26 protein-coding genes are annotated in these 24,477 nt (G+C 61.4%); 16 read left to right on the forward strand and 10 right to left on the reverse strand.

Annotated elements, in window-relative coordinates; translation table 11 throughout:
* Positions 1–25: 25 nt before the first annotated feature.
* A complete protein-coding gene (locus tag ACBG85_RS27370) occupies positions 26–1,411 on the forward strand; it encodes an FAD-binding oxidoreductase (protein ID WP_372025556.1) in 1,386 nt (461 codons plus the stop codon).
* On the opposite strand, the gene ACBG85_RS27375 is transcribed toward ACBG85_RS27370, so the two are convergent.
* Complete coding sequence (locus ACBG85_RS27375) at positions 1,392–2,720, reverse strand: diacylglycerol kinase family protein (protein ID WP_136471008.1); 1,329 nt, start codon at positions 2,718–2,720, stop codon at positions 1,392–1,394. The two genes, ACBG85_RS27370 and ACBG85_RS27375, sit on opposite strands and share 20 nt — an antisense overlap.
* Before the next feature lie 140 nt (positions 2,721–2,860).
* On the opposite strand from ACBG85_RS27375, the gene ACBG85_RS27380 reads away from it, so the two are divergent.
* Genes ACBG85_RS27380 through ACBG85_RS27395 form a run of 4 tightly spaced genes read left to right on the forward strand, consistent with a single transcriptional unit; the run spans position 2,861 to position 4,833 of the window.
* A complete protein-coding gene (locus ACBG85_RS27380; RefSeq protein WP_054781191.1) occupies positions 2,861–3,295 on the forward strand; it encodes a hypothetical protein in 435 nt (144 codons plus the stop codon).
* Positions 3,292–3,555 carry a hypothetical protein gene (locus tag ACBG85_RS27385; RefSeq protein WP_007730221.1) on the forward strand — a complete coding sequence of 88 codons (264 nt, stop codon included), beginning with the start codon at positions 3,292–3,294 and terminating at the stop codon, positions 3,553–3,555. The genes ACBG85_RS27380 and ACBG85_RS27385 overlap by 4 nt, the downstream gene beginning before the upstream one ends.
* The gene (locus ACBG85_RS27390; RefSeq protein ID WP_054188290.1) at positions 3,543–4,187 is read left to right on the forward strand and encodes a TetR/AcrR family transcriptional regulator; all 645 of its coding nucleotides are present in this window, start codon (positions 3,543–3,545) and stop codon (positions 4,185–4,187) included. Before ACBG85_RS27385 ends, ACBG85_RS27390 begins: the two co-directional genes overlap by 13 nt.
* Positions 4,188–4,197: 10 nt before the next feature.
* Positions 4,198–4,833, forward strand: a complete 636-nt coding sequence (locus ACBG85_RS27395) for a DUF5701 family protein (RefSeq protein WP_372025559.1) — start codon at positions 4,198–4,200, stop codon at positions 4,831–4,833.
* On the opposite strand, the gene ACBG85_RS27400 is transcribed toward ACBG85_RS27395, so the two are convergent.
* Entirely contained in the window at positions 4,830–6,263 is a 1,434-nt protein-coding gene (locus ACBG85_RS27400) for an amidase (RefSeq protein ID WP_042451664.1), read from the reverse strand. The genes ACBG85_RS27395 and ACBG85_RS27400 overlap by 4 nt on opposite strands.
* A gap of 116 nt (positions 6,264–6,379) precedes the next feature.
* On the opposite strand from ACBG85_RS27400, the gene ACBG85_RS27405 reads away from it, so the two are divergent.
* From ACBG85_RS27405 to ACBG85_RS27415, 3 genes are read left to right on the forward strand one after another with little or no spacing between them, the layout of a single operon-like run.
* Positions 6,380–6,964, forward strand: a complete 585-nt coding sequence (locus ACBG85_RS27405; protein ID WP_257230645.1) for a TetR/AcrR family transcriptional regulator — start codon at positions 6,380–6,382, stop codon at positions 6,962–6,964.
* Positions 6,961–7,815 (forward strand): alpha/beta fold hydrolase, encoded by an 855-nt coding sequence (locus ACBG85_RS27410; RefSeq protein ID WP_042451668.1) that lies wholly within the window; start codon positions 6,961–6,963, stop codon positions 7,813–7,815. Before ACBG85_RS27405 ends, ACBG85_RS27410 begins: the two co-directional genes overlap by 4 nt.
* Positions 7,816–7,874: 59 nt before the next feature.
* Positions 7,875–9,179, forward strand: a complete 1,305-nt coding sequence (locus ACBG85_RS27415) for an HNH endonuclease signature motif containing protein (protein ID WP_050654971.1) — start codon at positions 7,875–7,877, stop codon at positions 9,177–9,179.
* An 81-nt stretch (positions 9,180–9,260) separates the two neighbouring features.
* Here the strand turns inward: ACBG85_RS27415 and ACBG85_RS27420 are convergent, their stop codons facing one another.
* The 4 genes from ACBG85_RS27420 to ACBG85_RS27435 form a co-directional block, all read right to left on the reverse strand.
* Positions 9,261–9,959, reverse strand: a complete 699-nt coding sequence (locus ACBG85_RS27420; RefSeq protein ID WP_030537402.1) for a type 1 glutamine amidotransferase domain-containing protein — start codon at positions 9,957–9,959, stop codon at positions 9,261–9,263.
* Positions 9,960–10,097: 138 nt separating this feature from the next.
* The gene (locus ACBG85_RS27425; RefSeq protein WP_372025562.1) at positions 10,098–11,531 is read right to left on the reverse strand and encodes a lipase family protein; all 1,434 of its coding nucleotides are present in this window, start codon (positions 11,529–11,531) and stop codon (positions 10,098–10,100) included.
* Positions 11,532–11,676: 145 nt separating this feature from the next.
* On the reverse strand, positions 11,677–12,369 hold the full coding sequence (locus tag ACBG85_RS27430; RefSeq protein WP_080712795.1) for a TetR/AcrR family transcriptional regulator: 693 nt from the start codon (positions 12,367–12,369) through the stop codon (positions 11,677–11,679).
* Between the two features lie 58 nt (positions 12,370–12,427).
* Positions 12,428–12,598 carry a hypothetical protein gene (locus ACBG85_RS27435; RefSeq protein ID WP_167398225.1) on the reverse strand — a complete coding sequence of 57 codons (171 nt, stop codon included), beginning with the start codon at positions 12,596–12,598 and terminating at the stop codon, positions 12,428–12,430.
* 154 nt (positions 12,599–12,752) lie between these two features.
* Here ACBG85_RS27435 and ACBG85_RS27440 point away from each other — a divergent pair, with 154 nt between their 5' ends.
* The gene (locus ACBG85_RS27440) at positions 12,753–13,166 is read left to right on the forward strand and encodes a hypothetical protein (RefSeq protein WP_042448201.1); all 414 of its coding nucleotides are present in this window, start codon (positions 12,753–12,755) and stop codon (positions 13,164–13,166) included.
* A 15-nt stretch (positions 13,167–13,181) separates the two neighbouring features.
* Here ACBG85_RS27440 and ACBG85_RS27445 read toward each other — a convergent pair whose 3' ends face one another.
* The 3 genes from ACBG85_RS27445 to ACBG85_RS27455 form a co-directional block, all read right to left on the reverse strand.
* On the reverse strand, positions 13,182–14,456 hold the full coding sequence (locus tag ACBG85_RS27445; protein WP_042922905.1) for an RNA polymerase sigma factor: 1,275 nt from the start codon (positions 14,454–14,456) through the stop codon (positions 13,182–13,184).
* 3 nt (positions 14,457–14,459) lie between these two features.
* On the reverse strand, positions 14,460–14,888 hold the full coding sequence (locus ACBG85_RS27450; protein WP_007735729.1) for a YciI family protein: 429 nt from the start codon (positions 14,886–14,888) through the stop codon (positions 14,460–14,462).
* A 161-nt stretch (positions 14,889–15,049) separates the two neighbouring features.
* Positions 15,050–15,643: a hypothetical protein gene (locus tag ACBG85_RS27455; protein ID WP_372025564.1), complete on the reverse strand. Its 594-nt coding sequence runs from the start codon at positions 15,641–15,643 to the stop codon at positions 15,050–15,052.
* A 93-nt stretch (positions 15,644–15,736) separates the two neighbouring features.
* On the opposite strand from ACBG85_RS27455, the gene ACBG85_RS27460 reads away from it, so the two are divergent.
* Together ACBG85_RS27460 and ACBG85_RS27465 are read left to right on the forward strand one after the other, a co-directional pair.
* Complete coding sequence (locus ACBG85_RS27460; RefSeq protein WP_065456498.1) at positions 15,737–16,708, forward strand: alpha/beta hydrolase; 972 nt, start codon at positions 15,737–15,739, stop codon at positions 16,706–16,708.
* A 9-nt stretch (positions 16,709–16,717) separates the two neighbouring features.
* Positions 16,718–17,797 carry a helix-turn-helix domain-containing protein gene (locus ACBG85_RS27465; protein ID WP_228232312.1) on the forward strand — a complete coding sequence of 360 codons (1,080 nt, stop codon included), beginning with the start codon at positions 16,718–16,720 and terminating at the stop codon, positions 17,795–17,797.
* Between the two features lie 22 nt (positions 17,798–17,819).
* Here ACBG85_RS27465 and ACBG85_RS27470 read toward each other — a convergent pair whose 3' ends face one another.
* Entirely contained in the window at positions 17,820–18,719 is a 900-nt protein-coding gene (locus ACBG85_RS27470) for a LysR family transcriptional regulator (protein WP_372025565.1), read from the reverse strand.
* Positions 18,720–18,859: 140 nt separating this feature from the next.
* On the opposite strand from ACBG85_RS27470, the gene ACBG85_RS27475 reads away from it, so the two are divergent.
* The 5 genes from ACBG85_RS27475 to ACBG85_RS27495 all read left to right on the forward strand — a co-directional run bounded on the left by ACBG85_RS27475 (position 18,860) and on the right by ACBG85_RS27495 (position 24,449).
* Entirely contained in the window at positions 18,860–20,266 is a 1,407-nt protein-coding gene (locus ACBG85_RS27475) for an FAD-binding oxidoreductase (RefSeq protein ID WP_063315470.1), read from the forward strand.
* A 14-nt stretch (positions 20,267–20,280) separates the two neighbouring features.
* The gene (locus ACBG85_RS27480; RefSeq protein WP_372025567.1) at positions 20,281–20,922 is read left to right on the forward strand and encodes a histidine phosphatase family protein; all 642 of its coding nucleotides are present in this window, start codon (positions 20,281–20,283) and stop codon (positions 20,920–20,922) included.
* Positions 20,922–22,106 carry a winged helix DNA-binding domain-containing protein gene (locus ACBG85_RS27485; RefSeq protein WP_054188303.1) on the forward strand — a complete coding sequence of 395 codons (1,185 nt, stop codon included), beginning with the start codon at positions 20,922–20,924 and terminating at the stop codon, positions 22,104–22,106. The genes ACBG85_RS27480 and ACBG85_RS27485 overlap by 1 nt, the downstream gene beginning before the upstream one ends.
* Positions 22,107–22,239: 133 nt before the next feature.
* Positions 22,240–23,715 (forward strand): aldehyde dehydrogenase, encoded by a 1,476-nt coding sequence (locus ACBG85_RS27490; RefSeq protein ID WP_058038427.1) that lies wholly within the window; start codon positions 22,240–22,242, stop codon positions 23,713–23,715.
* Positions 23,712–24,449, forward strand: a complete 738-nt coding sequence (locus tag ACBG85_RS27495) for an SDR family oxidoreductase (RefSeq protein WP_372025570.1) — start codon at positions 23,712–23,714, stop codon at positions 24,447–24,449. The genes ACBG85_RS27490 and ACBG85_RS27495 overlap by 4 nt, the downstream gene beginning before the upstream one ends.
* The last annotated feature ends 28 nt before the right edge of the window (positions 24,450–24,477 follow it).

The raw sequence follows: 24,477 nt of genomic DNA on the forward strand, positions 1-24,477 counted from the left end.
AAAGACGGATGAGGAAAGGAAGACCATGAACCTTCAAACCCCCACGCTCGACGCCGCGGTCGAATCACTGCGCGCAGAGGTGACCGGCTCCGTTTCCCTGCCTGGCGAAACGGGATACGAGTTGGCGATTCCGTGGAATGCAGCGGTTCCCGTCGCGCCTGGCGCTGTGGTGGCAGTCGAGAGCGCGCAAGACATTGCCGCAACGGTGCGATTCGCGGCGAAGTTGGGTCTGCGCGTCGGTGTTCAGCGCACCGGCCACGGCGCGGTCCCTCTCGGCAGTGACGTTCTCCTCGTCCACACCGGCAGGCTCACGGAGTGCGTCGTCGACCCCGAAAACCGCACTGCCCGAATCGGCGCGGGCTTGATCTGGCAGGACGTCATCGACGCTGCCGCACCCCACGGCTTGGCGCCACTGGCAGGTTCTTCACCCACTGTCGGAGTCGCCGGCTTCCTCACCGGCGCCGGCATCGGCCCGTTGGTGCGCACGTACGGGCTGTCGTCGGATCACGTTCGTTCGTTCGACATCGTCACCGGCAGTGGCGAACTCATTCATGTCACCCCCGACGAACATGCCGAATTGTTCTGGGGACTGCGCGGCGGCAAGGCCACACTGGGCATTGTCACAGCCATCGAGATCGACCTACTACCGGTCACCCACTTCTACGGCGGTGCACTCTATTTCGACGGCGCAGATGCAAGTGCGGTCGCGCACGCCTGGCTGGACTGGGGCGCCGACCTGCCTGAGCACAGCTCGACCTCTCTTGCCTTTCTGCAACTTCCACCCCTTCCACAGGTTCCGCCACTGCTGGCCGGCAGGCTCACCGTCGCGGTCAGATTCGCAAGTCTTGCCGAGGAATCCGATGCCAAGTCACTGATCGACCGAATCCGTTCAATCGCAACACCCTTGATCGACGCAGTCGGTGTGCTGCCTTATGCCGCCCTCGGGGCAGTGCACGCCGATCCCGTCGACCCGATGCCGACGCACGAATCCACGGCATTGACCAACGAGCTGTCACACGAGGCCGTCGACGCACTGCTCGCCGCTGCCGGCCCCGGATCCGGTTCACCCCAAACCGTCGTCGAATTACGTCTCCTCGGGGGCGCCCTCGCACTGGAACCTGAGCACCGCAGCGCCTTCTGCCATCGTGACGCTGCCTTCTCGCTGTTCACCGTCGGAGTTCTTGCCCCACCGATGGTCGACGCGGTAGTCCCGCACGCCGAGACTCTCGGACGAACGATGGCGCCATGGACGAACGGGCATGCACTGCCCAACTTCGCGCCGAGCGTCGACCCGGAGAAGATCGCCCGCACCTACGACGAGGACACCGCTCACTGGCTGAGCGCTTTGGCGGACACGCATGATCCACAGGGAGTTCTGGCCGTCGGTCAGGTCATGCGCCGGATCTCCTGAACTTCGCCAACTCTCGCAACCGGACCAGATCCCAGGCGTGCCGGGGGCGACGGATACCCGGTCGATCTCGGGGGACTCTGACCCTCAGCGCCTGCGGACTGACCGTGCATCTGACCGGAGTTGGCATCACCAGCGCCTCGCCGTCGACGCCGACCGGAATCTCGTCGGTGTCGGCGTCGACGATCACCTCGAATCCGGTGCCCTGAGCCAGACCGTGTTGATGCGCCCGATGGAGCAACCCGATGGCCTGACGGGCACTGCTGACGGAGATCGCGACGATTCCGAGAGTGCCCCTGTCCAATCGCGGCCGATGACCGAGCCCCGCCAGGTCGTTCATCTCGTACGGGCCGTTGCTGACCAGCACAGCCTGTGGACCCACCGCGGACACGCTCGGGGAGCGCGCGGTCAGCACCGCTCCGGCACGTCCGGCGAGGAGATCCGGGAGCATCTGCAAGAAGGTGCTGGTCTTGGCATCGCGGTACTCCGGACTCTGGACTACCTCGGCGTACGCCCCGAACGATGCGTTGTTGACGAAAGTTCGACCGCCGACATTTCCCAGATCCACCGTGACCTCGACGCCGTCGACGAGCGCGTCGAGGCACCGAGATGGATCCTCGAGATCGAGCCCCAGATCCGCGGCGAAGTGGTTGCGCGTTCCCGCGCTGACGACGAGGAAGGGCAGGTCGTGTTCGGCCGCGACAGCAGCAACCAGTGCCTGTGTTCCGTCGCCACCGGCAACACCGAGTAGGTCGGCGCCGTCCGCGACCGCCTGCCTGGCCAAGGCCGTCACGTCGATCTTCTCGGGCCCCTCGAGCAGTGCGACCGTGGCCCCCAGTTCCTCGGCCTTGCGTTTCAAGTCGAACTTCTCGACCTTGCCACCACCGGAGTTCGGGTTCATCACGAAGAACGGCTTGACGGGCGGCGGTGCCGGTCGCTCGACAACCGGCAATTCCTTCTCCTCCCCCGCCAAGGCGGTGCGAGCGCAGATACCGGCTACCACGAACAACCCGATCGCGAGCAGCACCACCCACAGGAGTCGTTCTCGGACCAGGAACGTGAGCACCACGATCGGGGTCAGTACCACCACCGCCAACGAGATCCAGCGGAGGAATCCGCGGGTGGTCAGAAACCAGTACACGGCCACGACGCACACGACCACCCCACCGATCCCCAGGATCAGCATGGTCAAGGCTTTCAGTCCGGCGAAGATCAGGAGCACCGCGACTGCAAGAACCAGGGCCGCGAAGGCTGCGCGCGCCAACCAACTCTGTTTCGACGAGGGCCGATCCGTGTGGGCAGAGGTCGTCATCGAGCCACCTCCCCGCGATTGTCATTTCGGCCGGTACTTCGACGCTATCCCTTCGAAGCAGGCCAGTCACCTACCGGCAAGAATCTCGCGATCGCGCACTGCTACTTTATGACGACACCTCGTCATAAAAAGGAGTAACCGTGACAACACCGACGTCCGAAGCGTGGGAATCCGCCGAAGGAACCCTGCCCGGCATTCGGAAAGCCGGACTCCACGGACTGCGTTGGACGGCCTGGTTGGCCGGCGCGACAGGTCTCGCACAGTTGGTGTCGATCGGGCTGAACTTCACCGACACTGTCAGCGGAATCGTTCCGGCCACGTACCCGCCTGTAGATGTGGCGTGCAGCGTCGTCGCGCTCGTTCTTCTGGTCGGCCTGCTCGTCGGCCGCCCCAACGGTCCCGCGATGTTGTCGAGTCTCGCCCTCCTCATGGCCATGCTGATGGCGCCCACCCTTCACAAACATGCACCCGAGTCGCTCTGGCTGGCGGCGGCACACGCCGTCTCGGTCGTCGCCGTCATCACGCTGTCCGTGATGACTTCGCGGTTCTCCAGTGCCGAGTTGGATCGGTCGTGACACCGGATTCACCCCTCTCGCTTGCAGCTGAGGAATGGATCACTGATCTCACTACCGCGGAGATGGAGCGATTGCGCAAACGCACGACGCTCACACTCGCCGAAGAGCAAGAGGTCTGCCGATCCGTACGCTCGATCGCGCAGCAGATGATGCTCGCACCCGTCTCGATGTGGCAAGGTGATCCGCGCCTTGTTGCGGACCTGTTCGACCTCCCCGTGACCGTGAATCAGACCCAGGAGGATCGACCATGCCGAAGTTGACCGGTGGTGCGACAACCGCTGAGCACAAAATCGCCACCCGAGAAGCCATGTTGGACGCGTTCATTCGCGAACTTCACGAGCAGGGCTGGCAGAACGTGAAGCTGCAGACGGTGGCCCAGGCGGCCGGCGTCTCGCGGACAGCGGTGTACAACTACTTCCCCGACAAATCCGCGTTACTGCTCGCCTGGTCCACCCGCGAGATGGATAGATTCCTACTCCTGGCCGAGCGTGAACTCGCGGACCGCGAGAATCCTGTGGACCGACTCGAAATCCTCGTCAAACTGACACTCGTCGAGTTCTCACTGCAACGATTCACAGGAATCGCGTTGGTCGAATTGTTGTCAGCGCAGGATCGCGAAAGTTTCCTCGAACATATTGTCCCGCTGTCGGTTCTGGTCGAACAGCTCGTCCAGGAAGGTGTCGACGCCGGTGTCTTTGTCGATTCCGATGCTGCCGCATCCGCGCAACTCATCCTCGCCTGCGTGGAAAGCCGACGCCCGATGCTCATGGCCGGCGACCGAGTGGACGCCGTCGTAGCGACCACCGTCCCGTTCATCATGCGCGCGTTGGGCGTTGCGTGGCCGACTTCCCTCGCGGCCGAACCCTCCGATCGCTCTGCTCACGATCGGTAGGATCGCAGATATGCATTTCGACCTCCCGCCCATCGATCAGCAGGCCGAGCGATTGATCGAACTCGGTGTTCACGAGATGGCCGGACTTTCTGCCGGCGATGTCAGGGAGGCCGCAACCGGGCACGGTGATGTCGGACTACTCACCGTGCACGAAAAACTGGATCCGGCTTCAGTTCTGACTCCGCTGCTCGAGCTCGAGAACAAGCGCGGATTCATAGTCGTCGACATGGCGGACGTCGATTTGTTCGCCCCCACCGAGCAGGCAACGCTGCCCGAAAGCTCATTACATCTGCTCAGTGGAGTCGACCGCGGGGATCACCTGGCCAACTGGAGCCCGGACGAAGCATTGCCCGCAATCGTCGACGCACACCGTACGCCGCTGACGCTTACCGAAGGCATCCACTGGCTGTTGCAGCGCCCCGACATTCTCGAACGCGGAAAGTGTTTCATGACCATCGGCTCCCGACTGCGCAAACCTGACGGATCCTTCGACACCAGAACTCCCGCCGTGTGGATCAGCAACGGAACCGGTCGCGACGGCAAAGACAACCGCAACGCCCCGAAAGTCGGGTGGTGCTGGTGGGGTAACCGCCACACGTGGTTGGGGTTCGCATCGGCGAGCGACCGGGTACCGCTCCCGAACTAGAGCACGGTTGCGCGGTCGAATCGGTACCGATCCTTCCACGGCATCTCGGCCTCGAGCATTGCAGCGGCAGAGAGTAATTCCGCGTCGCAACCCCATTTCGCCGAGATCATCACGCCGAGTGGAACGCCGTCTTCCGTCCAACCGAGTGGCAGACTGATCGACGGGAAACCGGTTGCATTGGCGACGACGGTGTTTCCGGTGAAAGCGACCATGTCGATCAGTTCGGTCGCGGGGTCTTCGTCGTTGCGCAACTCCCCGATCGCAAGCGGCGGCTTCGTCACAGTCGGAGTGACGACAAGGTCGGCGTCGGCGTAGTCGAGACTCCATCGTCGCGCCCAGGCCTGAACAATTCCGATTGCCGCGGCCAGCTCACCCGAACGCACCTCGTTTGCTTGAACTCGCAAGTGTTGCACTATCGGACGCAGAAGGTGTTCGTACTCCTCCGGGATCGGCTTGGTTCCCGCCAAAGACGAGAACATCTTGACGAAAGCATCGATGAAAATGTCATCGCGAGCCTGCGGTCGCTCGAACACGTTGTGGCCCAGACCCTCCAGCACAGACCCAACCTTCGATACAGCAGCCGAGAGCTGCGCATCCACGGCTCCGCCGGAGACCGATCCGTGAGCAAGAGCGACGGTCAAGGGGCGAGCCCGAACTCCCCCGGCCTGTACGACGAACTCTTCGAACGACTTCGGCCGAGGCGGGTGGATAGTTCCGGCGCCGGGTCGCGTCGCCAGAACGTCCAGCAGCGCAGCGGTATCGCGAACTGTCCGGGCGATCGGCCCCTTGCTCGCAAATCCGAAGTTGTCATGCCCCGCCACGCCCATCGTGATCAAACCGCGGCTCGGCTTGAGGCCGACGACTCCGCACGTACTTGCCGGCGAACGCAACGAACCGGCGGTGTCACTTCCCTGTGCAAACGGCACCAGACCAGCGCCGACGGCGGCAGCAGCGCCGCCACTGCTGCCGGCGGCACTCCGCGTGCGATCGAACGGGCTGCGAGCAGGCGGAGCGACTTCCGGCTCGGTGTAACAGGCTGCCCCGAACTCGGGCACCGTCGTCTTACCGATGTCGATCAACCCACCTTCTCGGATCGCCTCGACGATCTCGTCGTCAGCGTCCGGCACGAAGTCGCGAAACAGCGCCGATCCGAAGGTCGTGCGAATGCCGCGCGTTGCGTCGAGGTCTTTGATTGCCGTCGGAACGCCGAACAGACGCGGAAGGGGCCCGGCGTCCCGCTCGTCCAACCTGCGCTGCGCTTGTTCGGCGAGGGCGACAGCGTGCTCCCCGGCGATCGTCGTGAAGGCGCCGACGTCATCGGCAGTGGTCGCACGGTCGACGAAGTACCTGGTGACTTCGGGAATCGAGACCTGCTTGGCGGCGATCACACCGGCAAGTTCGACGGCGGACAGTTGATGGAGATCGGTCATCGGGCAGCGCTCCTTGGAGGTCGATGGACACTTGTAATTTCGATACGCGTATCGCTATTGTTGTCAGCATGGTATCCGAATCCACCAACTCTGCAAGGGCTGGTCGACCAAAAGCATTGAGTCACAGACAGATTCTTGATGCCGCGGCAGAGATCGCCGATACGGACGGCCTGGATGCGGTGTCATTTCGAGTGCTCGCCGAACGACTCGGCATATCGCCGATGTCCGTCCACCGCACAACCGGCGGTATCGACGCCTTGAGGCGAGATCTGATCTCGACTCTCGTAGGCGAAGCCGTCTCGTCGATCGACTGGCCGACCGACTGGCGCGGGGTTGCCCGCACGTTCGCCTACGGCCTCCACGATCTCCTGATGCGCCATCCCCTGGTCCTGGAAGCCCATCGGCAGGCATCACTGGAAGCACCCGGGGCCGACGATACCGCCCACCGAGTCGTGAGCGCCCTTTCCTTGGCCGGCCTCGAGGACGAGCAGGCCACGTACGCATACGGCGCGCTGCATGATTTCGTCACCGGACACGTCGCAATTCAATTGGGACGCGGCGCTTTCGACAGCGCACCTGCCGATCGACGCGAGGCATCGGTGTTCGCACTTCATCACGATCCCACCCGAAGGTTCGAGTTCGGAGTCGCCCTCATCCTGGACGGTATGGCGTCGATCGCGCAGCAAGGAACCACATCATGACGAGCAGCGTGACCACAACCGAAATTCGCGACGCGTCGGGGCGTCGTATCGCATTCTGCGAGTACGGCGATCCGACTGGCCACCCGGTAGTCGTGGCCCACGGATCACCTGGCAGCCGATACGAAGGGCTCTCACTCCACAACGCGTCTTCGACGGCAGGCATACGGCTGATAGTCCCCGATCGACCTGGCTTCGGACGCACGGATCCGTACACGGACAAGGGATTTCATTCCTGGGACGACGACTTCGTCACCCTGGTCGATCACCTCGAGTTGGGCTCGGCCACACTGATGGGTTTCTCCGGAGGCGGCGGTTACGCGCTCGCAGTCGCTGCAGCCGTTCCCGAACGAGTCTCGAAACTGGTGCTGGCGTGCGCCATGATCCCCGGGGCACCGCGAAATACTTTGCGACGCAGAATAAAACTGGTATCTGCGTTGTACTTTGCCGCCAACTGGGCTCCCCGTGTGGCCGGCGCAATACTCGCAGGAACCGGAGTGTTCTCCAAGCTACGCAGCGACTCAGTCTCGATCTGGCCGGCCGCCGATCAGGCCGTCATGACCGACGAGGTACATCGCCCCGCTCTCCAGTTGGATTCATCCGAAGGGATCGCACAGGGCGGATCCGCAGGGGTTGTCGACTTGGCTCGGTATCGCCACGAGATGCCTGGACTCTTCCAATCGATCTCGGTACCAACGGTTTTCCTACACGGAACCGACGACGGAAACGTACCCATCGAAGTAGCCCGCTGGGCACACTCGTTGATTCCCGACTCTCGCTTCGAAGAGATCAACGGAGGCGGCCATCTGTTCGTCGTCGCGGACCCCACTCCACTCCTTCGCGCCCTCGCCTAATTCCCTATTGACTCGAACGCGTGTTCGAGTATGATTTGGGGAGGGGATCGGGGGATTCAATGAGTGTCTTGTTGTCGGACGTGGTTTCGGGTTCTGCGGTGGGGTTACGTGGACGTCTGTGGCAGTTGTCGGCTGCTGAGTTACGTGCGGCTGCGGTGTCGGCGAGCGCGGAGATTCTTCGTCTCGAGGCTGTGCGGGTGGCAGTGGTCGACGAACTCTCGATGCGCCCGGATGATCAGGTGATTGCCAGCCGCGGTGTGGGGTCCTGGTTGGCGGCTAACACGATGCTGCAGGTTCGGGACGGGAAGAAGATCGCCGCATTGGGTGCAGCTTTGCGGCCGTTTCCGGCGGTGGCTGCTCGGTTCGATGGCGGGGATTGCTCCTTCGAGCACGCCGTGTTGATCGTGGCGTTCTGTGAATCACCACCGAAAGGCATGCCGGAGGAGGCGCTACCGAAGTGCATCGATTTGTTGCTCGCTGCTGCGTCGGGTGTGGAGGCGACGACGACGAAAGTGCGGAACGTGATCGCGACCTTGGAGCGGTTGTTCGAATCGGATGAGATTCCGCCCGCCGAAGATGTCGATCTCAATGAGTTGCGGATCGCGTCGACGCTCAATGGTCGGGTGGTGATGCGCGGTGATTTCGATGCCCTCACCGGGGAAATGCTGTTGTCTGCGTTGTCGAATCTGACGATGCCGACCCCGGCACCGGACGGGACTCCCGATGCTCGGTCGGCGGCGAAACGGACCGCGGACGGGTTCACCGAACTGATCCGGCGTTATCTCGATTGCGCCAAGACTGGTACCGATGGTGGTCAGCGTCCGCATGTGAATGTGCACATCAATGCTCGGGATCTGGCGGAGCACCGGGACTGCGCCGCAACACCCTCCATGGCTGATGGTGAAGAGTCTCTGTCGGATCTTGATGTCGGGCACATGCCCTGGCTCGGGCCACTGTCCGTGTCGCAAACCAGACTCCTCGGGTGTGATTGTTTCCTCTCCACCGTGCTGCTCGACGATCACGGCACGCCCTTGGATGCGAAACCCGGAAAACGATTGGTCACCCCCGAACAGCGAGTGGCGTTGATCGCCCGAGACAGAGGCTGCGCGTTCCCGGGCTGCACATGTGTACCGGCCTGGACGGATGCGCACCATATCCGGCACTGGGCCAACGGCGGCCCGACGGTGATGAACAACCTGGTCCTGCTGTGCCGTTCGCACCACCGGTTGATGCACCGGAAATCAGGGTTCGTCGGGAAGTGGGCGATTCGGATCGGTGTCGACAACAAACCGTGGTTCATCCCGCCACCCTCGATCGACCCCGGACAGCAACCCAGGCCGGCGAACACCACCTTCAAAACCTGAGAGGTCAAACCTCTTTGGCGACAACAGAACACGGACCAGCGCCGCATCGAGGAGACCTCGATGCGGCGCCAAAAAACATGCTCAGCCCAAGTCGGCGACAATCCGCTCGGCGAGAGGCCGTGACGACGCCGGATTCTGACCGGTGTAGAGCTTGCGGTCCACCACGACATAAGGCGACCACGCCTCAGCCTTCGAGAATTTGCCGCCCAATTCGCGTAGGCGAGTTTCGAGCAGCCACGGAGCCTTGTCCGCCAGACCAGCCTGCGTCTCCTCTTCGTTGGTGAACGCGGTCAGCTGATAGCCGTCGAACAGCCAGCTTCCATCGGGTCTCTGGGCCGGCAGGAGTGCCGCCGGCGCGTGACAGACCGCCGAGACCACCTTGTCCGCGTCCAAGAAGTTCACGAGAAGCTCACCGAAGGATGCCGACACCGCAAGATCCTCCATCGGTCCATGTCCACCCGGTACAAAGACCACGTCGTAATCGGCAGCATCGGCGTTCTCCAAAATCTCCGGCGAATCGAGCACCGGCTGCAGATCGGCGATGTACTTGCGCATACGGTCGGCGCCTTCTTGCCCGCCGTTCACCTCGGGCGCCAGACTTCCCTCGTCCACAACGGGAGCTTTACCGCCAGGCGTCGCGATCACGATCTCGTAGCCGGCGTCGACGAAAACGCGATGCGCCTCGACCAGTTCTTCCGCCCAGTACCCGGTCGGGTGGGGTGTTCCGTCCTTCAGCGTCCAGTGATCTGCAGAAGTGACCGCAAACAACAGCTTTGTCATCGCGCAACCTTTCGTCGGTAAAGGAACCCATTGGTGACAAGACACCATCTTCAAGGCCCGATCAATGAAATAACGTCCAGTCAGTGCAACACGCTGCCCTTGTGAGAATTCCTCACCACCGCAGAATCACGTCACCCGTCAGGTCCCGATCGGCTTGCCGAACAGTCCTGCGACGAGTTCACCGACCGCATCCACCCAGACTGGCCAGGTCCTCTGATCAAGCGCCATGGATCCAGCGTCGAAGGTGCTGCATCCCTGCTGAGCAGGCACACCAGCGAACCGATCACGAAGCCACAGTAGAGCACTCGGCAATGCGACGACTTCCATGCTGACGTGCTCACTGAAGTGGTCTCTGGTGTAAACGACACTCGCAGAAGGATCTTGGCAATAGGTATCGACAAGTTTGTTCACCGGGCCAACAGGCACCAACCAGTCGGGATTCGACTGATAAATGTACATCGGCACGTCAGGAACCGACTTACCCATGGCAGCTCGGGAGAGCGCAGCTCTCACCGTGGGGTGTTGGACGGGATCTCCCGGGACATCGAGGAAGCCCTTGATGTTGAGGAAGGGCACTGCAGCTGACGTCCAGAGCATGCACAGGTTGTCCTTGGCAGCGAAAAGCGCTCGGCCGGCAGGGTTTATGTGCTGATCGATGAAGCCTGCAAGTTCAGGATCTTCTCGGCTCACTCCGATTACACCGGCAGCGACGATCCCGGCCCCTAGAGCGTTGTTGGCATTGTCGAGCAAAGCGCCGAGATCCGCGGCAACACCACCTTCGGCGACTCCGACGATATTCAGTTCCGGCGCGTACGCCTGCCGTATTTCAGCTGCGTGACCAGTAGGAATCGATCCACCCGAGTAGCCGAGCAGCCCTTCGCGAGTTGACCGCCCTTGTAGCTCCATGGGTTCGAAGTTCTCAGCAGCACGGATACCGTCGAGCGTGATCCGGGCCGCGACGGGGCCGGAGGCGAAGGAAGAATTGGGTCCCTGATGATCGGGCACCGACAATGCCCAACCCTGCGCCAGTGCCGCCTGCACTTCGAGGAATTGAGCCCCACCGGTCGCAGCGCCCGTCACCAGCCACGGCAACGCGCCTTGCTGCATGACATACGAAGGTGCGCAGTAGTTTCCGAGTGAATCCTCTGCCATCTGAAAGGACAGCAGCGGGCGCGGGCCTCCATCGCGAGTGTCGCCACGCGGCTTGATCACTGTGGTGACAGCAGGAATCGCCTCGCCCGCAGCATTATTGGATCGATACGAGATCTGCCACGCATCCACGTTGGTCGGAATCAGGTTGAGAGTACCGAGATTCACCGCACGAGCGGCGATGATCTCACCCGGTTCCCTGGATTCGACGACCTCGACAGGCGGTTCATAGAAGGCCTGGTCCAGTTCAGGCAAAGGCGGTGCGACCGCAGGCGGCAGGGCAGGCTGGACCTGAATTTGGGCGGGAACACCTTCGTCCGGTGCCGCTGAGGCAGGTGCCGAAAGTCCGATCTGCCCGATTACTGCAATCACGGCAATTGCGAGGCCCCCGCGTTTTCGGTCAGTTGTCCAGCGTCGTCCCATACCAATTCCTCCCCGGAAAAGCACAGATTGCCTTGTGTTGCCGCAGTTCTCATCACGAGCACACAAGTTAGATGCGAGTGTCTAACACATTGAGGACGAGAGTAGAGCGTTGTGGGCCGGATTACAATCCCCTGGTGTTCGTGACCTATTCGTCGGTGCGAAGGGGCGCGTCGTCGATCAACGCATTCAAGAGCACCGTCATCAGATCGACCAGTACCGACACGGGAGGACGAGGCTCCGCAGTGCTCCACTGGTGCACCAGCGCGGTAAGCGCGCCGATGAAAGCGGTGGACGCCCACCGGTAACCACCCGGCGGTTCGTAATCTTCGCCCACGATCCCTTTGATGATCGACTCGAAAAATGTTGCCCAGACCGAACGTTGGTCCACACGATGCTTTTCCACCCGGGGACTGACACCTACGACGTCGATGAAGGCAACGTGTGCGCGTCGTGGGTCACTTCCGACCGACTCGACGAAGGCGGCCATGGCCGTCGCTGCCTTGTCACGGAGATTGACCGAAGGCTCTGCATCGAGTGCGTCGACCATTGCAATTCTGGCGTCGAGTTGAATCTGGTCATACAGCGCGAGGAGTAGATCCTCGCGACTACCGAACTCGTCGTAGAACTGCCTTCTGGCCAGACTCGCGGACGCGCAGATATCCGCCACCGAACTTCCGGCATACCCCTGGTCTGCAAACACACTGAGAGCAGCATTCAAAAAGAGGGAACGGCGTTCGGCCTTCCGAGCCGCGACCGACCTTCCGCCGTAGTTTCTGTCTGTTTCAGCGATTGCCACGTCTGCCAGAGTATGCGGCATCGCGCCGCACACAAAACGCATCTGACCTGCTGCGAAGTTCCTTCACCACCACTACCGGCGCATCGGCACTGCAGCACGATCAGGCCAATACGAAGGCCACGGCAAAAAGTGTCCAGGCGGCAGCGAGAACCGTTGACGCCGCAGTAACTGCCCCGGTCACGGCAGGTCGAGTGCTGCGTTTGCGCGCGGCGATGATCCCGACCGTCATCAAAGTCAACGCCACCAGGAACGACAAAACCACGATTTTCACCAGCAACCCCTTCGACGACGGTCAACAGAACCGGAGACCATTTAGATAGTACACAAATAGATCGTGCATTAATTAAACTCAAAGTCCGTCAGGGGACTCTTGACAGAATTCAACAGCGCCTGTCAGGCTAGTCCTGACGAAAGGAGAACTTCTCATGGAAGACCTGATCGAACGCGCCCTGACTGCGAAGATCGAGACCGCCGCGATCACCACGGTCAACGCCGCGATCACCGAGGCCGGCACTCAGGCAGACAAGATTGTCGGAACAGATCCTTTACCTGGCAGCCCTGGGTGGGAGGCAGAACAGGACACCGACATCCCGGCGCAGCGTCAGATGGCGTGGCAGTTGGCCTGTTTCCGGATTCAGCTCGCCGCAGGTATCGATTCGACGGCAAGCGTCATGAGCCTGCGTAGATTCGGCGCAACATGGTCAACCATCGGCCGCGCTGCCGGAATGACCCGTCAGTCCGCGCATGAACGGTGGGGTCGACGTGTATCGGACATGCTCGATCCCTACGGAGTCGGGATGCCGCCCATGGTGCCCAATGATGATCCGACTCAGCCCTGACTAACAATCGCGTGACTACCGATCCGGCAGCAGCGCATCGGCTTTCGCGACCAGCACAGCGCGCTCACGCTCGTTCCCGGCCAGCCGAGCCGCTTCGAGGAGTTCGGTTCTAGCCTCCTCGGATCGGCCGAGCTGACTGAGCAGCTCCCCCCGAACGCTGGGAAGCAGGTGGTAGTCGGCCAGTTCACCTGAAGCGACAAGCTTGTCGACGAATTCGAGCGCAGGGCCAGGACCGTATGCCATGGATACCGCCGCCGCATGATTGAGGTCGACCACGGGCGATGGCGCCAGTTGTGCCAGAGCCTCGTAGAGGATGACTATCTTCTTCCAATCGGTGTCTTCGAAAGTTGCTGCTCGCGCATGACATTCGGCAATCGCCGCCTGCAGGCCGTACGGGCCTCGTCCACGCCCGACGGCGTCAGCTCGTTCCAGCGCGGCAAGCCCACGCGAGATCTGTAGGCGATCCCACCTCGTCCGATCCTGGTCAGCCAGCAGGATGGGTTCACCGGTCGAGGTTGTCCGAGCGCCGAATCTCGAGGCTGTCAGCTCCATCAAAGCGACAAGGCCGTGTACCTCGGACTCCCTGGGGACCAATTCGGCGAGTATTCGCGCGAGCCGCAGAGCCTCAGCACTGAGCTCCGCCCGCATCCACTCGTCCCCGGAACTGGCTGCATAGCCTTCGTTGAACACCAGGTACAGCACTCCGAGGACCGCGCTCAATCTGCTCGAAAACTCTTCTCGCCCTGGAACTTCGAAAACCGCTTTCGAGGCGGTCAGCGCCTTCTTCGCGCGGACTATCCGCTGCTGCACCGTCGCCGTCGGTGTGAGGAACGCTTTCGCAATCTCTTCCGTGGTCAAACCGCCCACCACCCGAAGCGTCAACGCCACCTGCGCTTTTCGATTCAACACGGGATGGCAGGCGATGAACATCAGGCGAAGGACATCGTCGTCGATGCGGTCCGGATCCCAGCTGACGTCGTCGAAATGTGAAGCGTCGTTCTCGAGTTCACGCGCAAAGTGGGCGTAGCGCTCGTCCAACCTCTCACGTCGTCGCCACCCGTCGATCGCTCGTCGTGTCGCCACAGATGTCAGCCAGGCAGCGGGGTTTCTCGGAACCCCCGTCGCGGGCCACTGCTCGACGGCTTCGAGCAGAGCCTGCGCGGCCAGATCCTCGGCGAGATCAAGATCTCCGACGGTGCGAGTCAACGTGGCGACAATCTTCGCGGATTCGATACGCCAGACCGCGTCGACAGCCTTTCTCGTTTCTTCTCGCACCGCCTCGTCGGTCATGGTTCAGCCTGCGACCGGACGATCGGTACCGAGCTCTTCACGCCAGCCGGCCTCTTTCTGGATGTACTCGTTGTCCTGATCGAAGTCCGACATCTCGCTCACGCGGCGTACCTCGAGCTTGCTTCCCGGCCCGAGCGGGCAGCGCTTCGCCCATTCCAAGGCTTCGTCTTTGGTCGACGTCTGAATGATCCAGAATCCCGAGAACAACTCCTTCGTCTCCCCGTACGGGCCGTCGGAGACCAGCGGAGGATCGGACTCGAAATCGACGATGAATCCCTCCTCCATCGCCAGTCCCTCACCGGCCAGCAAGACACCTGCCTTGATCAGGGACTCGTTGTACTGCCCCATCGCGGCGATGATCTCGTCGAAGTCCATGTCCTTGGATGCTTCGATGGCCTCATCGGTGGAACGCATGATCAGCATGTACTTCATGAGAATCTCCTTCGTTCGTGGACCGCTCTGTTCGGTCCCTCTGCTTACACGTCGAACGGCGCACTCACCGATCGACAAACTTCCGCAACAATTTTTCCGAGTACATAACCGCCGGTCGCGATACGCTGCCCACGGTATCGGCGGACGGGCCGTCGGGCCGGTCAGAAGTCGAGAAATCCCGGTACAACTTCGCGAACGAGCCCGGTCGCGTCAGAGCTCCCGTAGAAATACACCGACCCGTAACCGAATAGGTACTCCTCTACGAAATCGGGGTGGGACTCAGCAACCACCGGCCACCCCTCTTCGTTGATCTGGAACAGGAAGCTGTGTCCATCTGCCTCGACGGCATCGGCGTAGGACGGTTCGTTCTGAATGAGCACCGGTTGCGGAGCTATCAACACCAACGGCATCACCTCGTCGTCCGAGGGAATCCTGATCAACGCCGCGCTGCCAAGGCCCGCATGGCTGCCCGCCGATTCCGCACTTCGTGACGACGAGGGGTGCAGGACTGCCCTAACCCCGATGTCCGGGTATTCGAGGTCGTCGTCGCCGATGGAGAAACCTCGACGGATGAAGATCGAAAGCTCTCGCGCGCCGAGCCACGGCGCCGTGTGTGCCTCGAGCGTCAGAAGGTACTCGTGCGAATGCAGAATCGCCTGACCAGCGAAAACCTGCGGAGGTCGTCCACCAATCCGTGCCCCACTTTTCGAATCGCTCGAACCCACCCCGAGATGTACCCTGTCCACCGGCGTCATCCTAGGGAGATCCGACGGGTGTCGGAGGGAGACTCTCCGATTTCCTACAATCCGCTGGTGACGTAGGCCACAATCAGGCTCGATGATGGGTGCATGACAACATTCCCGACTCTCGACCCCGAACTCGCCGCGGCACTCACCATGCTCCCGAAGGTGGACTTCGCTGACCTCCCCAACGCACGGGCCACCTACGACGCTCTGGTCGGCACCATGTTGGCCGACCTGTCATTCGACGGAGTCTCGCTTCGTGAACTGTCGGCACCCGGCCTGGACGGCGATCCGGAGGTCACGATTCGTTTCTTCACCCCGGACAACACTGCCGGCCCTGTCCCCGTTCTGCTCTGGATCCATGGCGGCGGATTCGCAATCGGCACCGCAGAATCCAGCGATCCATTTTGCGTCGAGGTGGCGCGGGAACTCGGATTCGCCGTTGCGAACGTGGAGTACCGCCTCGCCCCCGAAACCCCCTTCCCCGGCCCCGTCGACGACTGCTACGCCGCACTCCTCTACATCCACGCCCATGCCGAGGAGCTGGGGGTCGATCCACGCCGCATCGCAGTGGGAGGGCAGAGCGCAGGCGGTGGACTGGCCGCAGGCACTGTCCTCAAAGCCCGTGACGAGGGCGTTGTGCCCGTGGCCTTCCAATTCCTCGAAATCCCTGAACTCGACGACCGCCTGGCGACGGTCTCGATGACGAACTTCGTCGACACCCCCTTGTGGCACCGCCCTAACGCCATCCTGTCGTGGAAGTACTATCTCGGCGGGTCGTATTCCGGTCCCGAAGATCCTGACGTGTCCATTTACGCTGCGCCGTCCCGGGCTACCGACCTCACCGGTCTGCCGCCGACCTACCTGTCCACCATGGAACTCGACCCGCTCCGCGACGAAGGAATCGAATACGCCCTTCGGCTGCTGCAAGCGGGAGTCAGCGTCGAATTGCACTCCTTCCCCGGAACCTTTCACGGGTCGGCACTGGTCGCGACCGCCGCGGTCAGCGAAAGAGGTGCCGCCGAAGCCCTCACTGCGCTCAGGAGAGGGTTGCGTTCGCTCTCGCCGGTCTCGTAGCGTTGCGAGATGCAAGGACTGATGTACCGGCTTGCCGAGCTCGATGCAGACTCGGCAGGCCTGGTACGTGTCATCGATTACTTCGACGCCCTCGTGCGGCACGGCTCCGACACCGCGTCTTTGCTTCGTGCGAGCGCGCAGTTGGCGGACTGCGTCGTGGGTATCGAGATCGTCGAGCGCGGCAGAAGCAAGAAGAATTTGCGCCGTTGCGATCCGCGCGGCCGATGGTCACCCGATCCTCAGCTCCCACCGAGCATGACCAGAAACATTGCCGTAGACGACGAGGTTCTCGGAACGGTATGGATCGAACGACCCGGGGCCAGCTTGCCACTCGACGAAATGCTCGTCGACCGGATGGCCCTGACCGCAGCGATAATTCTGCAACCGCGACGCCTGCCTACCGAAGCCGAGCACACTCGAAATCTGTTGTTCCCGATGGATGAACTCGCGGTGCTCACCTCCTGCGCCGGTCTCGGTATCGCACCCCAAACCCCAGTCCGTGTAATGGCAACCAAGGCAGTCTCAGACACGGCCGACGGCACTGCACACCTTGTCATTTCGCCAGATTGCACACCTGGCAAAGCCACTGGGATAGCAGCTGACGGCGAGCATCTGAATCTCGTGACGGGTTCGTTCGCACCCACACCCGAGCTGTCCGAGGCCGCGCTGTCGTCATACATTCGCGCCGGAATATCTTTGACTGCTCCCGCTTCCGAAGTGAGCACAATACTGAGCACTGCACGATTCGCTCGAGCACAGGCGTCGGCAACAACACCGATCGTGAACGCCGACGATCTCGGCGCCCTCAACCTCTTGGCGCCGGGACCACACATCGATCACTCGCGAATACCGGATCTGGTTCGTGCCGAAGAGATCGGCGATACCAAACAGGGGTTAGAACTACTCGAAACCTTGAGGTCATACCTGCAGTCCGGAACCTTGAGGGCCGCAGCAGATTCCATGCATCTTCACCACAGCAGCGTCGCGCACCGATTGGCGAAACTGTCCCAGCACGTCGGATTCCACGTCGATTCCATCGAGAACCGAGCACGCGCAACGGCCATGATGCTGGTCCTCGATGGCGGATAGGACCCACCGCGCATCACAGGTACTACGCAGTGGTTGACGATCTTTCGCGTTCAGCGAGCGCAACAAACGGCGCAAGCGCCGGATTCGGATTATCCGGCCGGTAGGTCACTGCCACGTCGAGAGTTGGTTGCTCACCGGCGATCTCACATAGATGGACACCCGGGATGCGGAGCATCCGCGCTCTGCCCTGGGGGATCGGCGCAATACCCACCCCGTCCGAGACGGCATGCAGCACCTGCTCGTCGTCGGCCTCGAATCGAACGATGTTGGGCGCCCCGTTTGGCCAAAGTTGTTCGAGCGTACGCAAATACATCCCCGGGGCGTTGGCCTCCGGCCAGAACACAACGGGGACGTCCACCAGATCTCCGAGTTCGAGCGTCGCTCGATCTCCGAACGGATGATCCACGGGAACAGCGACCAGGATAGGTTCGGTATCGAGGACGATCAGGGGAAGTTCTCGATCGTCCTCATCGAGCGGCGGGCGAACAACCGCGATGTCGACGGCTCCGGTTCGGACGAGGTCGACAGTCTGCGCCGAAGTGCCACGATGAACGACAACTTCGACGCCCGGGTAGAGCCTTCGATAGGTGCTGACCAGATCCGCGACTGCGCCGCCCGCCCACGAACGGGTGTACGCGATGCGCAGTTCTCCGTCCACACCGCGCGCGGCCAACCGAATTCGTTCGACAGCCCGGTCCGCACACCCGATCAAAAAGCGCGCCTCTCGTACCGCCACCTTGCCGGCTTCCGTGAAGGTGAACTGCGGACCCCGACGATCCACCAGCGGAACTCCGAGTTCGCGCTCGAGAACCTTGATCTGTTGACTGAGGGCCGATTGCGCGACGTGGACGTTCGCAGCGGCTCGAGTGAAGCTCCCATGATCCGACAGAGCGATCAGATAACGGGCACGCTGCAGGTTCATACGGCGATTATAAGAAAAACAGATGGTGGTGTCACTACTTGGTCTTGGACACGGCATCACCTGAGGTCGGAGGATCGAGTTCACGTTGATCCACCGTCTGTCTCCCGAAAATTGTCACCCGAACGATCACAAGGTTGCACATGAATCCCCGAGCACTCACTGAACCTGCAACAGACGCGAGGCTTATCGACGCCCTCGCAGAGATCGTCGGCCACACGCATCTGCTTACCGATCCCGAACTGATCGAGGGCTACACACGTGACTGGACGGGACGTTGGATCGGCGACGCGATCGCGGTCATCCGCCCCGGCAACACCTCCGAAGTGTCTGCGGTTCTTCGAGCATGCTTCGACGCGGGGGTTCCCGTCACACCGCAAGGCGGCAACACCGGACTGGTCGGTGGTGGAATCGCCTCGGCTGGGTCCGTGGTGCTGAGTACCAGGCGTCTGGAAACGATCGAAGCCGTCGACCCCATCGGTCGGACAATCGCAGCCGGCGCCGGCGTGACCGTTGCTCGCGCCGACCTGGCCGCATCTGCACACGGTCTCCGCTTCGGAATCGATTTGGCATCAAAGGAATCCGCAACACTCGGCGGCATCGTCGCAACCAACGCCGGTGGGACGCGCATGGTCCGATACGGAAATACACGCGCACAGATACTCGGTATCGAAGCCGTGCTCGCGGACGGTTCGGTACTGAGTAGATGGACTCCACTCGTCAAAGACAATGTCGGATACGATATTCCAGGACTTCTTGCCGGCAGCGAGGGAACGCTCGCAGTCATCACCAAGGTCCTGATGAAGCTGGTCACCCCGGCGACCGACACCCAGGTCGTGCTCGCGGGTGTGCGCGACGTCGATCAAGCGCTTCATTTGTGTAATCGCGTGCGTCAGAGCGGATTGACCGTCGAAGCCGCCGAAATCATGACTGACGACGGCATCTCCCTCGTCTGCGCACACACCGATGCCCGTCGCCCGTTCGGCACCCCTTCACCGATGTACACACTCATCGAGGTGTCATCACCGCGCGAAACGGAAGAGTCGCTCCTCGAAGTACTCTCCGACTCTGCCGACCTCATCGAGGACGCGACGGTCGAGCCTGGGCCGGCTCGAAAACTGTGGACTCTGCGGGAAAGCCATACCGAAAGCATCAGCGCGTCGTCGACGACGCCGGTAGTCAAGCTCGACATCTCCGTCCCCTTGTCCGTGATGGGAATGTTCATCGACAACCTCCGAGAAAGCCTGGCACAACGATTCCCCCTCGTGCGGCCAATCCTGTTCGGGCACTTCGCCGACGGAAACATTCATGTGAACCTTCTGGATGCCGAGCCGAGGGTCGCACACGAACTGACCGATATGGTGTTCCGACTCGTCGCCGCCCACCATGGAAGCATCAGCGCCGAGCACGGGATAGGCCGCGCGAAGTCGCCGTGGATATCGCTGGGGCGCACTGAAACCGACATCGCCGCAATGCAGTTGATCAAATCGTCCTGGGATCCCCGTGGAATCCTCAACCCTGGAATACTGTTGCCGGAAAAAGTCGGGTAAGCAAAAGGGGTCTCATGCAGGATCTTTACGTCGTCACTCATCCTCATGCCGAACACACAGCGCAGGACGTAGTCGGCGGTTGGCACAATTCGGTTCTCACCCCCGCTGGTCGGCGCGATGCAGGTTTGATCGCCGAAGCACTGAAACGACGACGCACCGGAACTTCGCGCGCGGTCCGCATCACCTCGTCCGACCTCGAACGGTGCACCGAGACATCCACGATCATCGCCCGGACACTCGATGCTCTGGCGACAACAGACACTCGATTGCGCGAAATCAGCTTCGGAGAAGCCGAAGGACGCCCGAACTCGTGGCTGGCCCAGCGGCAGGTCCCGGCCCCTGACAACAACCGCCTCGATCACCGTGGCCCCGTTGCCGGTGCCGAGACCCGCCGCGACATCGCAGCAAGGGTTCACGAATGCATGCGCGAACTGATGGACGATCTCGATCACGATCACATCGTCGTAACCCACGGCTTTGCACACACATTCGTCGTCTCCGCCTGGCTACAGATTCCCGTCGAAGCCGCAGGATTTGCGACCTTCGCGACCACCCCGGGTGCAATCACACATCTCCGACACGACGACTACTGGCGCAACCGAACCCTCGTGCAACTAGCTGATACGACGCACCTGGACTGTGGCACGATGGCCTGATGCGCCATGTCTCCGACGACGAACGCCGTGCTCGCATAGGAGTACGTCATGCGCTGGAGCCAATGTTTCACGTCGATTCGCCGGAAGCTGCCACGCGGGCGATGACGGTACTGCACGCCACCGAGTCAGCGACGGTCTATCTGTCTTGCTGGGCGAGGGTTCGGTCCGTGGACGCCGCCGACGTCGACCGCGCCCTGTACGACCAACGCAGTCTCGTGAAGCAATTGGCAATGCGCCGCACACTCTTCACCTTTCCCCGCGACTTGCTGCCGGCCGCGTGGTCGAGTGCGTCCGCCCGCGTCGCGAACACCGAGCGGGCACGAATGGCCAAGGATGTCGTCAAGGCCGGACTCGCCGTCGACGGCAACGACTGGCTCGATCGCGCACGGACGGAAGTGCTGAAGTTGCTCACCGATAGGCCTGAAGGGCTTTCAGCGGTAGAGATTCGTCAGGCCGTGCCGATGATAGACGTCAAGGTCGAGGGTTCGGCAGGTGAAATCTGGTCGGCACCCAGGGTTCTCACGCATCTCGGGGCGACCGCAGACATCATGCGCGGCACCAACACCGCCCGCTTCCCCGTCTCACGCCCACTGTGGACTCTCACTCGACACTGGCTCGACGACGCCCCCGTCGATCTCGAATCTGCAGACGGCTATCGAGAAATAGTCCGCCGTTGGCTCTACACCTTCGGACCGGGCACGGAAGACGACATCGTCTGGTGGCTGGGCTCGACGAAGACGGTCGTCCGGGCCGCCCTCGCCGAACTCGACGCCGTTGCAGTCTCACTCGACGGAGGCGACACCGGCTGGTTGCTACCCGATGACGTCGCCACGGTGCCTGATCCAGGTCCTTGGGTGGCACTCCTACCGGTGCTCGACCCGACGATCATGGGGTGGAAGAACCGTGACTTCTACCTCGGCCCGCACCGCAACCAACTCTTCGACACCCGCGGTAATGCCGGCACCACCGCTTGGGTCGACGGTCGCGTCGTAGGGTGCTGGATCCAAGACGAAACCGGTGTGGTGCACGTCCGATTGCTCGAGACCGTGTCAGCGTCTGCGCGACGTTCTCTCGATGCCGAGGCGGCGCGCCTCACCGAGTGGCTGGGCGGCGTCAGAATCGGCACGGGGTACGTCTCACGGGCTATGAAGCAGGCGGCTGAAATTGCTGGAGCCACGCCTTGACTATGTGACCAGAACACTGTTCTAGCTGGTCTTTCTGCTAACGCCATCCATACGCGGCAAGGCAACCATCGACAAGTGTACGAAACGTACAGTACACTTCGAACTTCACCGATTGACCGATCTAGGAGGATCCATGGAAGGTCAAGCAGTTCGTGAATACGGTGCGTACATCGATGGAGCGTTCCGAGCCATCGGCACATCCACCTTCGAGGCGCGTGACGCCGCTTCCGGCGCTCTACTCGCCACACTGTCCCGATGCGGGGCAGAAGAAATCAATGATGCGGTCGAAGCCGCCAGGCGGGCATTTCCTGCATGGGCGAACCTGACCACTGAAGAACGATCCGCAAAAATCTTGCAGTTTGCCGCGCTCGTGGAGGATCGAACCGAAGAGCTTGCCCAACTCGAGTGCAGGGATACCGGGCGGCATATCAGGGAGATGCGAGAGGACTATCGAGCCGCCGTCTCACACCTGCGATACTTTGCGTCAATCTCGTTGGCCCACCATGGCTTCGGCCGCGAGTTGGCATCGGGATACCTGGTCGCGAAGCGAGTGCCATTGGGCGTATGTGGACAGATCATTCCCTGGAATGATCCCGTGGTGATGACGGCATTCAAGATCGCGCCGGCTCTCGCAGCCGGAAACACCGTCGTACTCAAACCTGATGAAAATGCCTGTGTTTCAGTCATGGAGCTGGCCAGGATCGCCGCCGACGTGTTTCCCGCAGGCGTTTTCAATGTTGTCCCTGGTCTTGGCGAGGAAGCCGGCGCAGCCTTGATAGACCATCCGAAGGTCAGCAAACTCGCTTTCACCGGAAGCACCGAAGTCGGCCGACTCGTGGCACACGCCGCAGCATCCCGGCTGATCTCGACCACTCTCGAACTCGGCGGCAAGAGTCCCAGCATCGTGTTTCCTGATATCGAGGACATCGATGCAGTGGTCGCCGATGCCACCGCGGGTGTCCTCATGTGCAACGGCCAATCCTGCCTGGCCGGAACACGTCTCTTCATCCACGAGGATATCTATGACGCCTTCGTGGAAAAACTCGTCGCAGGATTCCGATCATTGCGAGTCGGGCCACCACTCGAGGAGGACACCGAACTGAGTGGATTAATCCACAAGGAACATGCCGATCGTGTGATCTCGATGATCAATTCCGGAATCGAAGAAGGCGCACAAGTACTTACCGGCGGCAACCGAACAGTAGTGCCGGGATTCGAAGCCGGAAACTTCGTCGAACCGACAATTCTGGAGGTCACGAACTCGATGCGAATTGCGCAGGACGAAATCTTCGGGCCTGTTTTGTGCGTCCTCAAGTGGAACAATTACGAGCAAGTGATCACAGAAGCCAACGACACTCCATACGGACTCGCTGCTGGGATCTATACCTCGAACCTGAAGAACGCCATGGAAACCGCGGACCGTCTCGATGCGGGCTGCGTCTGGATCAATCAGTACTTCAATCTGGGAGGCGGCGTCCCCTTCGGCGGATTCAAGGAAAGCGGTCTCGGGCGAGAGTTCTGCCTCGAGACGCTCAACGAATACACCCAACTCAAATCCATCACTGTCGCCACGTCGACGCCCACGACAAACCAAGGAAACACACATTGAATATCTCGGGAAATACCATCTTCATTGCCGGCGGAACCACCGGTATCGGGCTCGCACTTGCAGTGGCATTGCAGAACGAGGGGAACAAGGTAATTATCGGTGGACGGCGATCCACTCTGCTGCAAGAGATCTCGAGCAAGCATCCGAAGATCAGTACCGTCGTCATCGACGTAGACGACCCGAAATCCATTCGAACGGCGTATGAATCCGTAACGGAGGACTTTCCCGATCTGAACGTCCTTGTGACGATGTCGGGAATCATGTACCCGGAGGACCTGAAGAACCCGGACTTCCTCGACGTCGCCGAACGAACGATCACGACGAACCTACTCGGGACTATTCGACTGGTCGGCCAGTTCATTCCGCATCTGTTGACGAAGCCGACCGCCACCATCGTCACTGTGTCATCCGCCGTCGGCTTCGTCCCACTTCCCATCACGCCCACGTACAACGCCACGAAAGCTGCCGTTCATCTCTTCACCGAGAGCATGCGCGTTCAACTCGCCGATACTTCGATCCAGTGCATCGAACTCATCCCACCGGGCGTCCGCACCACACTGATGAACCAGGAGAACTCGGAATCGGCTCTACCCCTTGATGATTACATCGAAGAAACCATTGCTCTACTGAAAGCTGACGACAACGCCACAGAGATTGTGGTCGAAGCGGCCAAGCCACTTCGTCATGCCGAGATCAACGGTGAGTACCAGAACGTGCTGAAAATGCTCAGCTGACAGTGCCGAGTTGACACACATCGCGCAA

It is taken from the genome of Rhodococcus sp. NyZ502 (genome assembly GCF_041464245.1).
Lineage (GTDB): Bacteria > Actinomycetota > Actinomycetes > Mycobacteriales > Mycobacteriaceae > Rhodococcus_F > Rhodococcus_F qingshengii.